The following is a 15,096-nucleotide window of genomic DNA, read 5'->3' as shown; positions in this document are numbered from 1 at the left end:
GGCGGAAGTTCCCGAACAGTGACTTAACCACGGACTTGGCATGGCGAGGCCTTGGAGTTGTATGGATAATGGGCCTTCTTCGTTCAGCGAGCGGCCTCATGTCTCGTCGATGGTTACAACGCTACATCCCTAGCCAGGAGAGGCTGCAGCGCACTCGCTCTTTGCGTTTCATGCACCATATGCTGGGCGATCCAGCGATGTGGGTGCTCTCTCGCCGCAGCGTCGCCAACGCCTGCATGGTCGGGCTGTTCGCCGCCATGTTGCCGATCCCCTGTCAAATGCTGCTGGCCGCGTTCGGCGCCTACTGCTTTCGCGCCAACCTTCCGTTGTCCGTCAGCCTGGTCTGGTTGACCAATCCACTGACGATGCCGGTGGTGTTCTACTTCAACTACCGCGTCGGAGCCTGGCTTCTGGATTATCCGGCGCGCCAGATACCGGATCACATCACCACGATGTGGATCGCCGAGCAGATGGCACACATCATTCTGCCGCTGGCCGTCGGCTCGGTCGTTGTCGGTCTGGTCCTGGCCGTCGTCAGCAACGTGCTGGTGCGACTGATCTGGCGCTTCCATATCTACCGCAGTTGGCGGCGACGGGCGAAGCGTCGCCAGCGCCGCCAAAAATCGTGATCTCGTGGCTTCCGATCTCCCTTTTGCCACATCGCGAGAACACAAAAAAAGCCGCCCTGGAATATTGATCGTCCAGGGCGGCGTCAGCTTTAGGATTTGCGCGAACTATCTACACTGGTTCGTCCCGCTTGACGGCGGTCAGCTGACCCTTGTCCAATCTCATCATCCGATCCTGATGCGCCGCCATCGACATATCATGAGTGACCACCACGAAGGCGCAATCGGTGGTCGCCGCCAGTTCGTCCATCATCGCCAGGATGTTGCCCGCGGTGGTCTGGTCCAGGTTTCCGGTCGGCTCATCCATCAGCACCAGACTCGGGTCGGTAACCAGCGCCCTGGCGATGGCGACGCGCTGGCGTTCACCGCCTGACAGCTCGCCAGGCTTGTGCGCGCCCCTGGGTGCCATGCCGACGCGATCCAGCAAGCGCTGGGCCTTGTCGACGGCGACTTTACGGGTCTGACCGCGAATGATCAGCGGCAGCGCGACGTTTTCCGCCGCAGTGAATTCTGCCAGCAGATGGTGGAACTGATAGACGAAGCCGATATAGCGGTTACGAAAACTGCCCAGTGCCGACTCGCCCAGTCCCGCCAACGACTGTCCACCGATGATGACTTCGCCACCACTCGGCCGATCGAGACCGCCGAGCAGGTTGAGCAGCGTGGTCTTGCCGGACCCGGAGCTGCCGACGACGGCCACTCGCTCTCCCGCCCGAACCTGCAGATCCAGATGGTCCAGAACCGTGAGGTCCTGCGGCCCTTCGCTGTAGGTTCGCGTGAGTTGGCGGCAGTCGAGCATGATGTTGTCTCCGCTGGCGGTCGATGAACGAAAATTGACTTCACTCATAACGCAGCACCTCGGCCGGCTGGATACGCGCCGCTCGCCAGGCCGGGTAGAGCGTCGACAGGAAAGTCAGCCCGAAGGCGCTGGAAACGATCACGATCAGGTCGCTCATCTCGAGTCGTGACGGCAGATAGCTGATGAAATAGACGTTGGGATCGAGGAACTGAATACCGGTCACGGCCTGCACCCAGGCAATGATGTCGGATACCGTCAGCGCCAGAATCACGCCGGCGATGACCCCGATGACGATGCCGATGATGCCGATCGCCAACCCCTGTACAACGAAGATGCCCATGATCGATTTCGGCTTGGCGCCGATCGTGCGCAGAATGGCGATATCCGCATGTTTGTCGGTGACTACCATCACCAACGTCGAGACGATGTTGAACGCCGCCACCGCCACGATCACCATCAGCAACAGACCGATCATGTGCTTTTCCATCTGGATCGCCTGAAACAGATTGCCGTGGGTATAGGTCCAGTCCATGCCCCGGTAACCGGAACCCAGATTCGAAACGATATCCCGGGTCACCGGCCCCGCCTTGAACAGATCGTCGAGCTCCAGACGCAAGCCATCGACCTTGTCACCGAGGCGCGCGAGCGTTTGCATGTCCTCGATGTTGGCATACGCCAGGTTGGCGTCCAGATCGGCGCCGACCTTGAAGATCCCGCTGACCGTGAAGCGTTTCAAGCGCGGGAAAACGCCTCCCGGCGTGATCGACGCCTCCGGCACCAATAGCGTCACGCGATCGCCCACGCCGACCCCCAGGTTGCGCGCCAGCAACGAACCCAGTACCACATGCCAACTGCCGGGAGAGAGCTCATCGAGCGTGCCCGCCTGCATGTGCTGATCGATGATCGAGACATGGCGCTCGTATTCCGGCTGCACCCCGGTGACCATGGCCCCCTGGGTGCGGCCGCTCGCCGAAAACATGCCCTGCTGCTGCACGTAGGGCGCCGAAGCGATCACGTCCTTGTGCTGATCGACCTTCTCGGCCAGCGCTTTCCAATCCTGCATGCCGCCCTGCTGTTCGATACGGGTATGCGGCACCATCCCGAGCACGCGAGTTCGCAGCTCATGATCGAAGCCGTTCATGACCGATAGCACCAGTATCAGCACGGCGACGCCCAAGGCCAGACCCAGCATCGAGGTTAGTGAAATGAAGGAGATGAAGTGATTACGTCGTTTGGCCCGGACGTACCTCAGGCCCACCAGAAAGGGTAAACGGTCGAACATCAGGTTTGGTTCCTTGTCAGCAGCGGCTCATGTTACGGGTTTTTGGCGGTTCCCGAAAACGCTAGTTTGTCGGGTCACTCGCCGCTTGCCAGCCAGCCGACCCACGCTACACTGGCGACCAACGAAAACCGGCGACGGGCGGATCTCGAAACTGCTGTCGAACGGCGCCGAACGCCGGCTTGCATCGCCGCAACCAGGCTCTACAATGCCGCGCCCTCGTCGTCAGCCCTGACGCACACCGGCCCTTATGCGCAATGGAGACACCATGACCCTGCGTCTGTTCCCCGAATGGCATCCCCAAGATGCGATTCAACTGACCTGGCCGACCCCGACCAGTGACTGGGCGCCGCTGCTCGAGCATATCGAAGCGACGCTGGAGGCGATGGTCGTGGCCATCACTCGCTATCAGCCGGTGCTGATCGGCGTGCATGACGAGGCGCAGCGCGAACGTCTGAGCGCGCGTTTCCAGGCGCTTGGCGTCGATACCGGACGTCGCTATCTCGTTATGGTCGACAGCGATGATACCTGGGCGCGGGACCATGGCCCGATCGCCATCGAGCGCAACGGCACGCTCGAATTGCTCGACTACGTGTTCACCGGCTGGGGCGGCAAATTCGCCGCCGCACGGGACGATGCCTTGACCCAGGCCTTGGCCGCGCGGCAAATATTCGCCACACCGGTAACGTCCCAGAATTTGGTACTCGAAGGAGGCGCCATCGACACCGATGGCGAAGGTACGCTGCTCACGACCAGCGCCTGTCTGCTCAACCCCAATCGCAACCCAAGCCTGGACCGCGAGGCCATCGAAGACCACCTCGCAGAACGATTGGGCATTTCCCGCGTGCTGTGGCTCGAGCATGGTCATCTCGAAGGCGATGATACCGATAGTCATATCGATACGCTGGCGCGCTTCTGCGACCCGGCAACGATTGCCTACGTTCGTTGTGATGACCCGCAGGACGCGCATTACAAGGCACTCTCCGCCATGGAAGAAGAGCTCAAGGCACTTCGTCGAGAAGACGGTTCGCCCTATCGGCTGCTACCGCTTCCTTGGCCCAAGGCGTGTTACGACCCTGACGACGGCCATCGGCTGCCAGCGACCTACGCCAATTTCCTGATCATCAACGGCGCGGTGCTGGTACCAACCTATGGCGACTCCGCCGATTTCCGGGCACTGCAGGTTCTCGCCGGCGCCTTCCCGGGTCGCGAGGTGATACCGATCGACTGTCGCGCGGTCATCCGTCAGCATGGCAGTCTTCACTGCCTGACCATGCAATTGCCGCGCGGGGCCTTGAATCCCGCGCTTTGCCTGAGTTAATCGAATAGCCGAGTCAACTGACGATCCAAGTCAAGGAAAGATCAATGTCCAAGACACTCAAGGTGGGTCTGGTCCAGCAACAGGCCTGGCCCGACAAGCAACGCAGCCTCGAAACCAGTGACGCCGGTATCCGCGAGCTCGCCGCCCAAGGTGCCGAACTGATACTGCTGCAGGAACTGCACGCGACCCATTACTTCTGTCAGTGCGAAGATACTGATCTTTTCGATCTCGCCGAACCGCTGGATGGAACGACCGGGCAGCATCTTGCCGCCCTGGCACGTGAACTGGATATCGTCATCGTCGGGTCGATCTTCGAGCGCCGCGCCGCCGGGCTCTATCACAACACCGCGATCGTGCTGGACCGAGCCAGGGGCAGGGTCGGCCACTACCGAAAAATGCATATCCCCGATGATCCCGGCTTCTACGAAAAGTTCTATTTCACGCCGGGCGACGAAGATGCCGCTCAAGGCTTCGAACCGATCGATACTTCCGTCGGCCGCCTCGGCGTGCTGGTGTGCTGGGATCAGTGGTACCCGGAAGCGGCACGCCTGATGGCACTGGCTGGAGCCGATCTGCTGCTCTACCCCACCGCGATCGGCTGGACGCCATCCGATGACCCCGCGGAAAAACAGCGCCAGAAGGATGCCTGGACATTGATTCAGCGCTCGCACGGTGTCGCCAACGGCCTGCCGGTCATCGTTGCCAATCGGGTCGGACACGAACCCGATCTCTCCGGCGTCGGTGAAGGCATCGATTTTTGGGGAGGGAGTTTCGTCTGCGGTCCTCAAGGCGAGCTGCTAACGCATGCCGGCGAGGCGAACGAAAATCGGATCGTCGACGTCGATCTGACGCGGAGCGAGGATGTCCGCCGCATCTGGCCCTATCTGCGGGATCGTCGCATCGATGCCTATGGTGACCTGACACGCCGCTACCGTGACCGCTAGGCTGCTTAAGGATTATTGTTTCCCTGTCGCACCCACAACGCCCCGCGCCGTTTCCTGCTCTTCAGCGGTGACGCCGGGGCGGCCTCCTTCCATTCGCCGAACGATTCTTTAGCTACTAGACAAATTGACTAAGATAACGGTATAAAATGGCGTTCACCGTCAGGGGCCACTCATGGAATTGCAGTATCGCTTGCTGGCCGAGCTGGAATCCGATTTCGATCAGTTGATCGATGCCGTCGACCACTTGGCGACCCTCTACGCCGAGCGACCGACACCCGCCTGGGCACTGGGCGAATCGAGCGTCGACGCTCAATGGTTGCGCCGCGCGTTGACCGACTTCTGGTACCAGGATGGGCAGGACGGGCGCGAGACGCGCAACTACATCGGCGTGATCGTCGCCGGGCCGGCACTCATGGAAGCTGTCGCAGCAGTCAATCTCGGCAAAGCCCGCTTTGGTGCGACGCTGAAGCACATCCGTCAGTCCGCGCCCCGCTTGATCCCGGAAATCAAGGCCGTGCTGCCTTTCCGCCATCCGGCCCTGCATGATCATCTGCGCGGGCAGGGGTTGGCGCGACTGCATCTCAAACAGTGCTGGCGCCACCTCCCAGTCGCCGACGCGCCGCTGTCACGAGTCAGGCTGGCGTGGTACACCAGCGGGCGCTCGATCAAACGTCTCAGCGTGGCCGATGCCGAAGCCAAGCTGAAACAGATGGATAAATCCGCTGCACACATTCAAATCCAGTTGCGCAGACTCGGCGAGATACCGGATGGCGAGCCACTTGCACAGATCCAGCAGCAGGCGCCCGTGATGCGGGCCAATCTGTTTTTCCGTGAAGCGCTGGAAGACGGCCGCATGCGGCGTGCCATGAACCTGCCGCTACCGTTGTTCATCCCGGATCCCGCGCTGAAATTACCCCACCTCAATGATCCGCCGGTCAAGCCGCCGACCTCCCGAACTCGAGCCAAACGGTCCGACCAACGTCTCGAGGATGATGTCTTCCTGAAAAGCCTGCGAGTCTACCGCTACCGTAATCCAGCGTTGCAGATCGCCATCGATCATCAACGAAAAGACAACGCCGTCGACTGACGTGACGATGCCGACTAGATAGATATCGAACGAGTGGAATGAAGGCCGGCACACACGATATCGCCCTATATCGAGCCCCACGGGGGTTGATACAGGGCGATCACTATACTCGTCCAAAATGAGAGGGCTTCCATTTCCCGGAGGAACTGGCTCCGGACGCAGGACCTCTCGGCACTGGTCGATCCATGAGCGCTCGGCTCAGAACAGCCGGTTCAAGCCATTTTGGGCGGCGACCCGGTACGCTTCGGCCATGGTGGGATAGTTGAACGTCGTATTGATGAAGTAGCGCAGGGTATTCGCTTCGCCCTTCTGCTGCATGATCGCCTGACCGATGTGCACGATCTCCGAAGCCTGATCACCGAAGCAGTGGATACCCAGAATCTCCAGCGTCTCGCGATGGAACAGGATCTTGAGCATGCCCGCGGTGTCGCCGGTGATCTGCGCGCGGGCGGTATCCTTGAAGAATGCCTGGGCAACTTCGTAGGGCACCTTGGCTTCGGTCAGTTCCCGCTCGGTCTTGCCGACGGAGCTGATCTCCGGAATCGTGTAGATCCCGGTGGGAATGTCATCGACAAAGCGAAAATCCTCGCCGAGAAACTCATCGCTGGCACTGCGGCCCTGATCGTAGGCCGCACTGGCCAGACTCGGCCAGCCAATCACGTCCCCAACTGCATAGATATGCGAAATCGCAGTGCGGTAGTGATCGTCGACCTGCAATTGGCCTCGTCCGTTGGGCTCGAGGCCGATATTCTCGAGACCTAGCTGATCGGTATTGCCGGTGCGCCCGTTGGCCCACAGGAAGGCATCGGCACGTAGGCGCTTGCCCGATTTGAGGTTGACCACCACACCCGCTTCGTCGCCCTCGACGCTCTGGTATTCCTCGTTGTGACGAATCAGCACGCCGTAGTTGCGCAGCTCGTAGGAAAGCGCATCGCTGATCTCGTCATCGAGAAAGGAGAGTAAACGCTCACGGGTATCGATCAGATCGACCTTGACGCCAAGGCCGGAAAAGATAGAGGCATATTCCGAGCCGATCACGCCAGCGCCGTAGATGATCAGCGTCCGGGGCGTGTGCGACAGACCCAGAATGGTATCGGAACAGTAGATGCGCGGATGGCGGAAATTGACGTCGGCAGGACGATAAGGTCGCGAACCGGTGGCGATCACGAACTGCGGTGCGCTGAGCTCTTCCGCCCCTTCGTGATTGTCACGAACCACCACGGTATGTTCGTCGCGAAAATACGCCACGCCGAAAAACAGGTCGATGCGATTGCGGGAGTAGAATTTGGTGCGCAACTCGACCTGCTGATCGATCGTCACCCGCGAGCGTTCGAGCACCTTGGGAAAGGAAAACCAGCGCGGCTCGCCGATATCGCGGAACATGCGGTTGGTGTTGAACTGCATGATCTGCTTGACCTGATGTCTCAGGGCCTTGGAGGGAATGGTGCCCCAGTGGGTGCAATTGCCGCCGACCGAAGACTGCTTTTCAATGATCGCGACACGCTTACCGTGCTTCGCCGCGTTGATCGCAGCACTTTCGCCCGCAGGCCCCGAGCCGATGACCACGAGGTCATAGTTGTGAACTGCCATTTGCTTCGCCTACTCCTTACCTGATGGCTGGTACGATCTTATGAACTCGTGGCGTCGACACGCGAACCTGGTTTTCCCGTCGTTCAACGCTTGACGGCGTTATAGCCCAGATCCGCACCGCGATTCTCATCGCTGCGGCGACGCGCGCCAGCGCTGTTCTTGCGACTCTCCTCCTCGCAGACCTCGTCATTGCCTCCGCAAATCTCGCATCCACTCTTGAGTCCGAGCGTATTGAGACCGCCACAGGATCCGGCGATGGGCTTGTTTCCGAGGATGACACCAATCGCCATGCCGGCTACCAGCAGCAGCATGATGGCACAGGCCAGAATCCAGATCGTCATGACTGATCCTCCTTGTCCGAATCTTTGAAATAACCTTGAAACGCCGACGAGACCCGCGTTTCGAAGCCTTCCGTCGTCTTGACGACGAGATAGACGGCCAGGTCCTCACGCTCTGCCATGGCGAGACCCGCCTCGGGCCCCAGTACATCGATTGCCGTGGCCAAGGCATCGGCCGTCATGCAGTCGGACGTGATGACCGTCACGGACACCAGGTGATGCCTGATTGGCCGCCCGGTTCGCGGATCGATGGTATGCGAGTAGCGCTTTCCATCACTTTCGAAATAGTTGCGATAGTCACCCGAGGTCGCCACGGCCGAGTCGTCTAGTTCAATGATACGCTGCACGCTGCGTTCATTCGAGACCGGCTTTTCCACCGCGATTCTCCACGGCTTGTCACCAGGCTTGTCTCCACGCGTTCGAATTTCGCCACCGACTTCGACCAGGTAGCGATCGATGTCGAGACCATCCAGCGCCCGGGCAACCGCATCGACGCCGTAACCCTTGGCGATGCCTGAGAGATCGACGTAGACCGGTTTGGTCTTGGTCAGCATATCGCCGTCGAGATCGAGCGCCTGGTAGTCGACATTCTTCAAGGCTTTGGCGATATCGTCGTCACCAGGCACACGATCCGGATGTTTGTCCGGGCCGAAGCCCCAGAGATTGACCGCGGCACCAACGGTGACATCGAAGGCGCCGTTGGAGATGTCGCCCACGCGGATCGCCTCGCGGACCACTTCCGCCGTTTGCGGGGAGAGTTCGAACGGCTGGCCCACCGGCGCCTGGTTGAATCGGGATAGCTCGGAATCGGGTTTGTAAGTCGACATCAGGCGGTCGACACGGTGCAGCGCGTCTTTAACCGACTGCTCGATCTGCGCAAGCTGTTCATCATCGTAATCACCGTAGAAGGTGATATGGAACCCTGTGCCGAAGATCGGACCTTCCAGCCGGTATGACTGAGGTTCGCGCTCGCACCCGGTCAGTAGTGCGAATAGCAACAGGGCCAACCCCAGAAGGATCGGCCCCGTCACTCGGCGCTCAAGCCGTTCGATCATCCGCCGAAATCATCCAGCATGATATTTTCAGGCTCGACGCCCAGATCGGTCAGCATCTTGATCACCGACGCGTTCATCATCGGCGGTCCGCACATGTAATACTCGCAGTCTTCCGGCGCCGGGTGATCCTTGAGATAGTTCTCGTAGAGCACATTATGGATGAACCCGGTAGGCCCTTCCCAGTTATCTTCCGGCTGCGGGTCGGAGAGCGCCAGGTGCCAGTCGAAGTTTTCGAACTCCTCGGCGAGCTGATCGTACTCCTCGTTGTAAAACGTTTCTCGCCAGGAACGCGCACCGTACCAGAACGACATCTTGCGCGAGGCCTTCAACCGCTTGAGCTGGTCGAAGATGTGACTGCGCATCGGTGCCATGCCTGCGCCACCACCGATGAAGACCATTTCCGCCTCGGTATCCTTGGCAAAGAACTCCCCGAATGGCCCCATCACGGTAACCTTGTCACCCGGCTTCATGGCGAACACGTAGGTCGACATCAGACCCGGCGGATGACTGGACTTGGGCGGCGGCGTCGCGATACGGATGTTGAACTTGAGAAGCCCTTTTTCTTCAGGGTAGTTCGCCATCGAGTAGGCACGGATTACCTCCTCGTCGCTCTTGTGGGAGATATCGAACAGGCCGAACTTCTCCCAGTCACCGCGATACTCTTCCTCGATATCGAAATCCGAGAACTTGATATCGTAAGGAGGTGCCACCAGCTGGACGTAGCCACCGGCACGGAACGCCACTTCTTCACCTTCCGGCAGCTTGAGGTTCAGCTCCTTGATGAACGTGGCGACATTGGGATTTTCGGTAACCTCGCACTCCCATTTCTTGACGCCGAAGACCTCGTCGGGGACGCGAATCTTCATGTCCTGCTTGACCGGCACCTGGCAGGAGAGACGCCACCCTTCCTTTCTCTCGCGCAGTGTGAAGTGCGACTCCTCGGTCGGCAGAATCGAGCCGCCGCCGTCACTCACCTGACACTTGCACTGCGCGCAGGAACCGCCGCCGCCGCATGCCGATGAGAGAAAGATGCCGTTGGCCGCCAGGGTCTGGAGCAGCTTGCCCCCGGCCTGAGTCGTTACCGTATTATCGGGATCACCGTTGATCTCGATCGCCACGTCACCGCTGCTGACCAGCCGGCTGCGCGCGGCCAAAATGACCGCTACCAACCCCAGCACGATCACGGTAAACATGACGACGCCGAGCACGATGATGGATGTATCGACCATGTCGGATTCCTATTTCCTTATTGCGTTGACGTCGCTGTCCTGAGTCCAGCGCTGTCTTGGCCTCAGAGCTGAATGCCGGAGAAGGACATGAAGCCCAGCGACATCAGACCCGCCGTGATGAAGGTGATGCCGAGACCCTGCAGGCTGCCCGGCACATCGCTGTACTTGAGCTTCTCACGGATGCCCGCCAACGCCATGATCGCCAGCGCCCAACCGGCACCGGCGCCGGCACCGTAGACCACCGACTCGCCGAAGGTATAGTCGCGCTGCACCATGAACAGCGATGCACCCATGATCGCGCAGTTGACGGTAATCAACGGCAGGAACACGCCCAGCGCGTTATAGAGCGAGGGCACGAATTTATCGAGGAACATCTCCAGAATCTGGACGATGGCCGCGATGACGCCGATGTAGCTCAGCAGTCCCAGAAAGCTGAGATCGATATTCTCGGCTCCCTCGAGGCCGGTCCAGCTAAGGGCACCCGCCTTCAACAGATAGTTGAGGATCAGATTATTGACCGGCACGGTGATCGTCAGTACCACGACTACCGCAATGCCCAGACCAATGGCCGAAGAGATCTTCTTGGACACCGCCAGGAACGTACACATGCCGAGGAAGAACGCCAACGCCATGTTCTCGACGAAAACCGCCTTCACGAACAGGCTGAGATAATGCTCAAACATTAGCGGTCTCCTTGATCTTGGCCTTGCTGTTGGCAACGATCCGGTACTCGGTCTTCTCGACCTGTTCCGGGTTGAGCGAGCGCAATATCCAGATCAGCAGCCCGATGACGAAGAACGCCGACGGCGGCAGCAGCATCAGTCCGTTGGGCACATACCAGCCGCCATTCTGGACGGTCGGCAGAATGGTCAGGCCAAACACGCTGCCGGAGCCCAGCAGTTCGCGAATGAAACCGACGACCAGCAGAATGACCGCGTAACCTAGACCGTTGCCGACCCCGTCCAGAAAGCTCATCACCGGACCGTTTTGCATGGCGTAGGCTTCGGCCCGCCCCATGACGATGCAGTTGGTGATGATCAGGCCGACGAACACCGAGAGCTGCTTGGACATGTCGTAGGCGTACGCACGCAGCACCTGATCAACCACGATGACCAGCGAGGCGATGATCGTCATCTGCACGATGATTCGGATCGACGATGGAATGTGATTGCGGATCAGCGAGACGAACATGCTGGAGAAAGCCGTCACCGCAATGACCGCCAGCCCCATGACCAACGACACGCTCATGGAATTGGTCACCGCCAGGGCCGAACAGATCCCCAATACCTGCAAGGCAATGGGGTTGTTCTTGAAGACCGGTGACAGGACGACGTCTTTTACGGAGTCCGTAGCCATCTTCACGCTCCTCCTTGGGAATCGTCATGGAATCGGGCGAGATACGGGGCATAGCCCTCATCGCTCAACCAGAACCGCAACATGTTGGTGACGCCTCGACTGGTGAGCGAGGCTCCGGACAGCGCATCGACTTCGTACTCGCCGCTGGCACCGCCTTTCACGAGTTGGATCTGAGGGTCCTGAAAATCGCCACCCTCGTAGATCTTCTTGCCATCCCACTTGGCCTTCCAGCGCGGATTGTCGACTTCCCCGCCGAGTCCAGGCGTTTCCGACTGATCGTAATAGGATAGACCCACGATGGTATTGCCATCACCCCGTACGGACAAGAAGCCTTCCATCAGGCCCCATAGCCCTTGACCACGAATCGGCATGACGATCTGGTCCGGATCATCGGGATTGCCGACCAGATAGACCGTGGAGAAATTCTCCTGGCGGCCAATACCGGCGATATCGTCGTCACCCGACAGCGTACGCGATGTCGCCGGATCCCGGGCGGCATCGAACTGGTCGTAGCTACCCGGATCCAGATCCTCGGAATATTCACCGGTTTCCAGATTGACCACGCGCGGCGTGATCAGCTCGGCGTATTTCGCCTCGACGTCGTCACCCGGCTTGTAGAGCTCGGTGACCTGCAGGATATTGCTCTTGCGATCCAGCTCCTGATTTTGTACCTGCTTGGGCTTCAACACTACCGCCGCGGAAGAGACCACGACCGAGCAGATGACGCAGAGTGAGAACGCGACGATCAGCGTCTTCTTGATCGAGTTGTTGCTCGCCATCAGACAGCCTCCTTCTCGGCGGGCGCCAGCGCTGCCAGGCGTTTACGACGACGCTTGACGTTGGCCTGCACAAAGATGTGATCAATCAATGGCGCGAATAGATTGGCGAACAGGATCGCCAACATGATGCCCTCGGGGAACGCCGGATTGACGACACGGATCAGCACCGTCATCACACCGATCAATGCACCGAAGATCAGCTTGCCCCGGTTGGTCATCGACGCCGAGACAGGATCGGTGGCCATGAACACCATACCGAAGGCAAACCCGCCCAGCACCAGGTGCCAATACCATGGCATCGCGAACATCGGGTTACTGTCGGAGCCAACCAGATTGAACAGCGAGGCGGTGAAGATCATGCCCAGCATGACCCCGGCCATGATGCGCCAGGATGCGATACGCGTCAGCAACAGCACCACCGCGCCGATCAGAATTGCCAGCGTCGATGTCTCGCCCACCGAACCTTGAATGAAACCGAAGAACGCGTCCCACCAGCTGTACTGCTGGTGCAGACCTTCCATACCGTTGAGCGAGGCATTGGAGAGTGCCGTTGCGCCGGTGAAACCATCGGCCGGCACCCACACGCTGTCACCGGATATCTGCGCCGGATAGGCGAAGTAGAGAAAGGCACGCCCGGTCAGTGCCGGGTTGAGGAAGTTCTTGCCGGTACCGCCAAAGATTTCCTTGCCGATCACCACGCCGAAGCTGATGCCGAGCGCCACCTGCCATAAAGGGATCGTCGCCGGCAGCGTCAGCGCAAAGAGCACCGAAGTAACGAAGAATCCTTCGTTGACCTCGTGGCCACGTTTGACCGCGAACAGCACTTCCCAGAAACCGCCGACCAGGAAGGTCACCAGATAAATGGGCAGGAAATAGGTTGCCCCCAGCACGAAGTTGGCCCAGATGCTGCCGGGATCATGGCTTCCCGCCAGCACCATGGTCAGCACCTCACGCCAGCCGCCAATCGCCGTGAAACCATCGGCGATGGCCAGGTTGGCCTGATAACCGGCGTTATACATGCCGAAGAACATGGCTGGGAACGTGCAGGCCCAGACCGTGATCATGATGCGCTTCAGGTCGATGCCGTCGCGCACGTGGGTCATGCTCTTGGTAACGCTGGGCGGCGAATAAAAAATCGTATCGACCGCCTCATACAGGGCGTAGAACTTCTCGTACTTACCGCCCTTCTCGAAATGAGGCTCCAGCTTGTCGAGCGTATTGCGAATCCCCATCATCAGGCCTCTTTCTCGATCATGGTCAGGTTGTCGCGCAGGATGGGACCGTACTCATATTTGCCCGGGCACACGTAGGTGCACAGCGAGAGGTCTTCTTCATCCAGCTCCAGGCAGCCAAGTTCCATGGCCGCTTCGATATCGCCGACGATCAACGAGCGCAGCAGCTGCGTTGGCATGATATCCAACGGCATTACCTTCTCGTAGGCACCGATTGGCACCATCGCACGCTCGGAGCCATTGGTCGACGTATTGGGCGCGTAGTTGGGCAGCCCGAGGAATTGAGAGACGTAAATCCCCATGACCGAGTGGCGATTGCGACCGGGCGACAGCCAGCCCATGAAGGCACGCTTGTTGCCCTCTTCCAGCAGCGAGAACTGGCGATGAAACCGGCCCAAGAACTGGCGACTCCCTTCGCACTGGGTACCCCCGAAGATGGACCCGGAGATGACGCGCGTATCTTCCGGCTTCTCGATCTCGCCTTCGAGCAGTTCTTCGCTGCTGGCACCCAGGCGCGTACGCACCAAGCGTGGTTTGGTGGCTCGAGGCCCCCCGATGGCGACCACTCGAGTCGGATCGAAGCGCCCTTCGGCGAAGAGCTTGCCAATAGCGATCACGTCCTGACAGTCGAGATGCCAGACCTGACGCTGCAGACCCACCGGCGACAGGTAATGAATATGCGTGCCGACCAGCCCCGCCGGATGCAGCCCCTCGAAGCCTTCGGCCTGAACGCCCTCCAGTTCGTCACCCGGCAGTTGCGCATTGCCACGACGAGTCACGAAAAGCTTGCCCGGCGTCAGGTGACGGATCACCTCGAGCCCGTGGCGGAAGGCATCACTGTCGGCATCGATGATCACTTTGGGATCGGCCGACAGCGGATGCGTGTCGATCGCGGTCACGAAGATATCTGCGGGTATCGCGTCGAGCGCCGGCACACGTGAAAAAGGTCGAGTTCGCAATGACGTCCAGAAGCCGGATTCGACCAGTTGATCGACGACCTGCTGCCTGGAAAGCGAGGACAATCCGTCCGCCCCAAAGGCCGTGAACGTTTCGCTCTGCTCCTCATCGTCAAGCTTGATGACCACCGACAACAGGCGACGCTTTTCGCCACGATGAATGGCGACCACTTCACCGGCGCCAGGCGCGGTGTAACGGACGCCCGCCACTTTCTTGTCGCTGAACAATAGCTGGCCCCGCTTTACGCGATCGCCCTCACGGACCTCCATGGTCGGCCTCATGCCGACGTAGTCGGACCCGAGCAGCGCGACGTGGCGCACGGCGCGCCCCTCGTCGAGACGCTGCTCGGGCGCCCCGGCGACGGGAAGGTCCAGGCCTCGTTTGACTTCGATCATAGTCTCGCCCAGTTGTCGAATCTGATGGCAATAAGGAAAAAGGTTCGCCGGACGTCAGGGAGCTCCCCTCTTCGGCAGCAGCGCCATGGAAGCAGCGAAAGAGAACGTC

The 15,096-nt window shown here is 59.8% G+C and carries 15 protein-coding genes; 4 read left to right on the top strand and 11 right to left on the bottom strand.

What is annotated here, in order from left to right:
• Positions 1-98 precede the first annotated feature (98 nt).
• On the top strand, positions 99-629 hold the full coding sequence (locus DOM27_RS10460) for a DUF2062 domain-containing protein (RefSeq protein WP_110655937.1): 531 nt from the start codon (positions 99-101) through the stop codon (positions 627-629).
• A gap of 109 nt (positions 630-738) precedes the next feature.
• Here DOM27_RS10460 and DOM27_RS10455 read toward each other — a convergent pair whose 3' ends face one another.
• On the bottom strand, positions 739-1,473 hold the full coding sequence (locus DOM27_RS10455) for an ABC transporter ATP-binding protein (RefSeq protein ID WP_110655936.1): 735 nt from the start codon (positions 1,471-1,473) through the stop codon (positions 739-741).
• Positions 1,466-2,707 carry a lipoprotein-releasing ABC transporter permease subunit gene (locus tag DOM27_RS10450; protein WP_110655935.1) on the bottom strand — a complete coding sequence of 414 codons (1,242 nt, stop codon included), beginning with the start codon at positions 2,705-2,707 and terminating at the stop codon, positions 1,466-1,468. The genes DOM27_RS10455 and DOM27_RS10450 overlap by 8 nt, the downstream gene beginning before the upstream one ends.
• Before the next feature lie 265 nt (positions 2,708-2,972).
• On the opposite strand from DOM27_RS10450, the gene DOM27_RS10445 reads away from it, so the two are divergent.
• The 3 genes from DOM27_RS10445 (at position 2,973) to DOM27_RS10435 (ending at position 6,056) form a co-directional block, all read left to right on the top strand.
• Complete coding sequence (locus tag DOM27_RS10445; RefSeq protein ID WP_110655934.1) at positions 2,973-4,025, top strand: agmatine deiminase family protein; 1,053 nt, start codon at positions 2,973-2,975, stop codon at positions 4,023-4,025.
• Between the two features lie 44 nt (positions 4,026-4,069).
• Entirely contained in the window at positions 4,070-4,969 is a 900-nt protein-coding gene (locus DOM27_RS10440; protein WP_110655933.1) for a carbon-nitrogen hydrolase, read from the top strand.
• Between the two features lie 172 nt (positions 4,970-5,141).
• Entirely contained in the window at positions 5,142-6,056 is a 915-nt protein-coding gene (locus tag DOM27_RS10435) for a DNA replication terminus site-binding protein (RefSeq protein ID WP_110655932.1), read from the top strand.
• A gap of 198 nt (positions 6,057-6,254) precedes the next feature.
• Here DOM27_RS10435 and sthA read toward each other — a convergent pair whose 3' ends face one another.
• From sthA to DOM27_RS10390, 9 genes are all read right to left on the bottom strand, one after another.
• Positions 6,255-7,646: a Si-specific NAD(P)(+) transhydrogenase gene (gene sthA / locus DOM27_RS10430; RefSeq protein WP_110655931.1), complete on the bottom strand. Its 1,392-nt coding sequence runs from the start codon at positions 7,644-7,646 to the stop codon at positions 6,255-6,257.
• Positions 7,647-7,729: 83 nt separating this feature from the next.
• Positions 7,730-7,987 carry a (Na+)-NQR maturation NqrM gene (nqrM, locus tag DOM27_RS10425; RefSeq protein WP_110655930.1) on the bottom strand — a complete coding sequence of 86 codons (258 nt, stop codon included), beginning with the start codon at positions 7,985-7,987 and terminating at the stop codon, positions 7,730-7,732.
• Complete coding sequence (locus DOM27_RS10420) at positions 7,984-9,039, bottom strand: FAD:protein FMN transferase (protein ID WP_110655929.1); 1,056 nt, start codon at positions 9,037-9,039, stop codon at positions 7,984-7,986. Before DOM27_RS10420 ends, nqrM begins: the two co-directional genes overlap by 4 nt.
• Positions 9,036-10,268 carry an NADH:ubiquinone reductase (Na(+)-transporting) subunit F gene (gene nqrF / locus DOM27_RS10415; protein ID WP_110655928.1) on the bottom strand — a complete coding sequence of 411 codons (1,233 nt, stop codon included), beginning with the start codon at positions 10,266-10,268 and terminating at the stop codon, positions 9,036-9,038. Before nqrF ends, DOM27_RS10420 begins: the two co-directional genes overlap by 4 nt.
• Positions 10,269-10,330: 62 nt before the next feature.
• Positions 10,331-10,951, bottom strand: a complete 621-nt coding sequence (nqrE, locus tag DOM27_RS10410) for an NADH:ubiquinone reductase (Na(+)-transporting) subunit E (RefSeq protein WP_110655927.1) — start codon at positions 10,949-10,951, stop codon at positions 10,331-10,333.
• On the bottom strand, positions 10,944-11,624 hold the full coding sequence (locus tag DOM27_RS10405; RefSeq protein WP_110655926.1) for an NADH:ubiquinone reductase (Na(+)-transporting) subunit D: 681 nt from the start codon (positions 11,622-11,624) through the stop codon (positions 10,944-10,946). The genes nqrE and DOM27_RS10405 overlap by 8 nt, the downstream gene beginning before the upstream one ends.
• 2 nt (positions 11,625-11,626) lie before the next feature.
• Positions 11,627-12,406 carry a Na(+)-translocating NADH-quinone reductase subunit C gene (locus DOM27_RS10400; RefSeq protein ID WP_110655925.1) on the bottom strand — a complete coding sequence of 260 codons (780 nt, stop codon included), beginning with the start codon at positions 12,404-12,406 and terminating at the stop codon, positions 11,627-11,629.
• Positions 12,403-13,638 (bottom strand): NADH:ubiquinone reductase (Na(+)-transporting) subunit B, encoded by a 1,236-nt coding sequence (locus tag DOM27_RS10395; RefSeq protein WP_110655924.1) that lies wholly within the window; start codon positions 13,636-13,638, stop codon positions 12,403-12,405. Before DOM27_RS10395 ends, DOM27_RS10400 begins: the two co-directional genes overlap by 4 nt.
• Positions 13,638-14,987 (bottom strand): Na(+)-translocating NADH-quinone reductase subunit A, encoded by a 1,350-nt coding sequence (locus DOM27_RS10390; protein ID WP_110655923.1) that lies wholly within the window; start codon positions 14,985-14,987, stop codon positions 13,638-13,640. The genes DOM27_RS10395 and DOM27_RS10390 overlap by 1 nt, the downstream gene beginning before the upstream one ends.
• Positions 14,988-15,096 lie beyond the last annotated feature (109 nt).

The sequence above is a fragment of the Salinicola halimionae genome (assembly GCF_003206065.1).
In the GTDB taxonomy this organism is placed as follows: Bacteria; Pseudomonadota; Gammaproteobacteria; order Pseudomonadales; family Halomonadaceae; genus Salinicola; species Salinicola halimionae.
The sequence above is the reverse complement of the archived record's forward strand: the minus strand, read 5'-3'. Positions and strand labels throughout refer to the sequence as shown.

Bases quoted from the DNA above. Each gene is read 5' to 3' on its own strand.
- sthA (WP_110655931.1), bottom strand. From the start codon at position 7,646: ATGGCAGTTCACAACTATGACCTCGTGGTCATCGGCTCGGGGCCTGCG.
- DOM27_RS10460 (WP_110655937.1), top strand. From the start codon at position 99: ATGTCTCGTCGATGGTTACAACGCTACATCCCTAGCCAGGAGAGGCTG.
- DOM27_RS10420 (WP_110655929.1), bottom strand. From the start codon at position 9,039: ATGATCGAACGGCTTGAGCGCCGAGTGACGGGGCCGATCCTTCTGGGG.
- nqrF (WP_110655928.1), bottom strand. From the start codon at position 10,268: ATGGTCGATACATCCATCATCGTGCTCGGCGTCGTCATGTTTACCGTG.
- DOM27_RS10435 (WP_110655932.1), top strand. From the start codon at position 5,142: ATGGAATTGCAGTATCGCTTGCTGGCCGAGCTGGAATCCGATTTCGAT.
- DOM27_RS10450 (WP_110655935.1), bottom strand. From the start codon at position 2,707: ATGTTCGACCGTTTACCCTTTCTGGTGGGCCTGAGGTACGTCCGGGCC.
- DOM27_RS10445 (WP_110655934.1), top strand. From the start codon at position 2,973: ATGACCCTGCGTCTGTTCCCCGAATGGCATCCCCAAGATGCGATTCAA.
- nqrM (WP_110655930.1), bottom strand. From the start codon at position 7,987: ATGACGATCTGGATTCTGGCCTGTGCCATCATGCTGCTGCTGGTAGCC.
- DOM27_RS10395 (WP_110655924.1), bottom strand. From the start codon at position 13,638: ATGATGGGGATTCGCAATACGCTCGACAAGCTGGAGCCTCATTTCGAG.
- DOM27_RS10405 (WP_110655926.1), bottom strand. From the start codon at position 11,624: ATGGCTACGGACTCCGTAAAAGACGTCGTCCTGTCACCGGTCTTCAAG.
- DOM27_RS10440 (WP_110655933.1), top strand. From the start codon at position 4,070: ATGTCCAAGACACTCAAGGTGGGTCTGGTCCAGCAACAGGCCTGGCCC.
- nqrE (WP_110655927.1), bottom strand. From the start codon at position 10,951: ATGTTTGAGCATTATCTCAGCCTGTTCGTGAAGGCGGTTTTCGTCGAG.
- DOM27_RS10390 (WP_110655923.1), bottom strand. From the start codon at position 14,987: ATGATCGAAGTCAAACGAGGCCTGGACCTTCCCGTCGCCGGGGCGCCC.
- DOM27_RS10455 (WP_110655936.1), bottom strand. From the start codon at position 1,473: ATGAGTGAAGTCAATTTTCGTTCATCGACCGCCAGCGGAGACAACATC.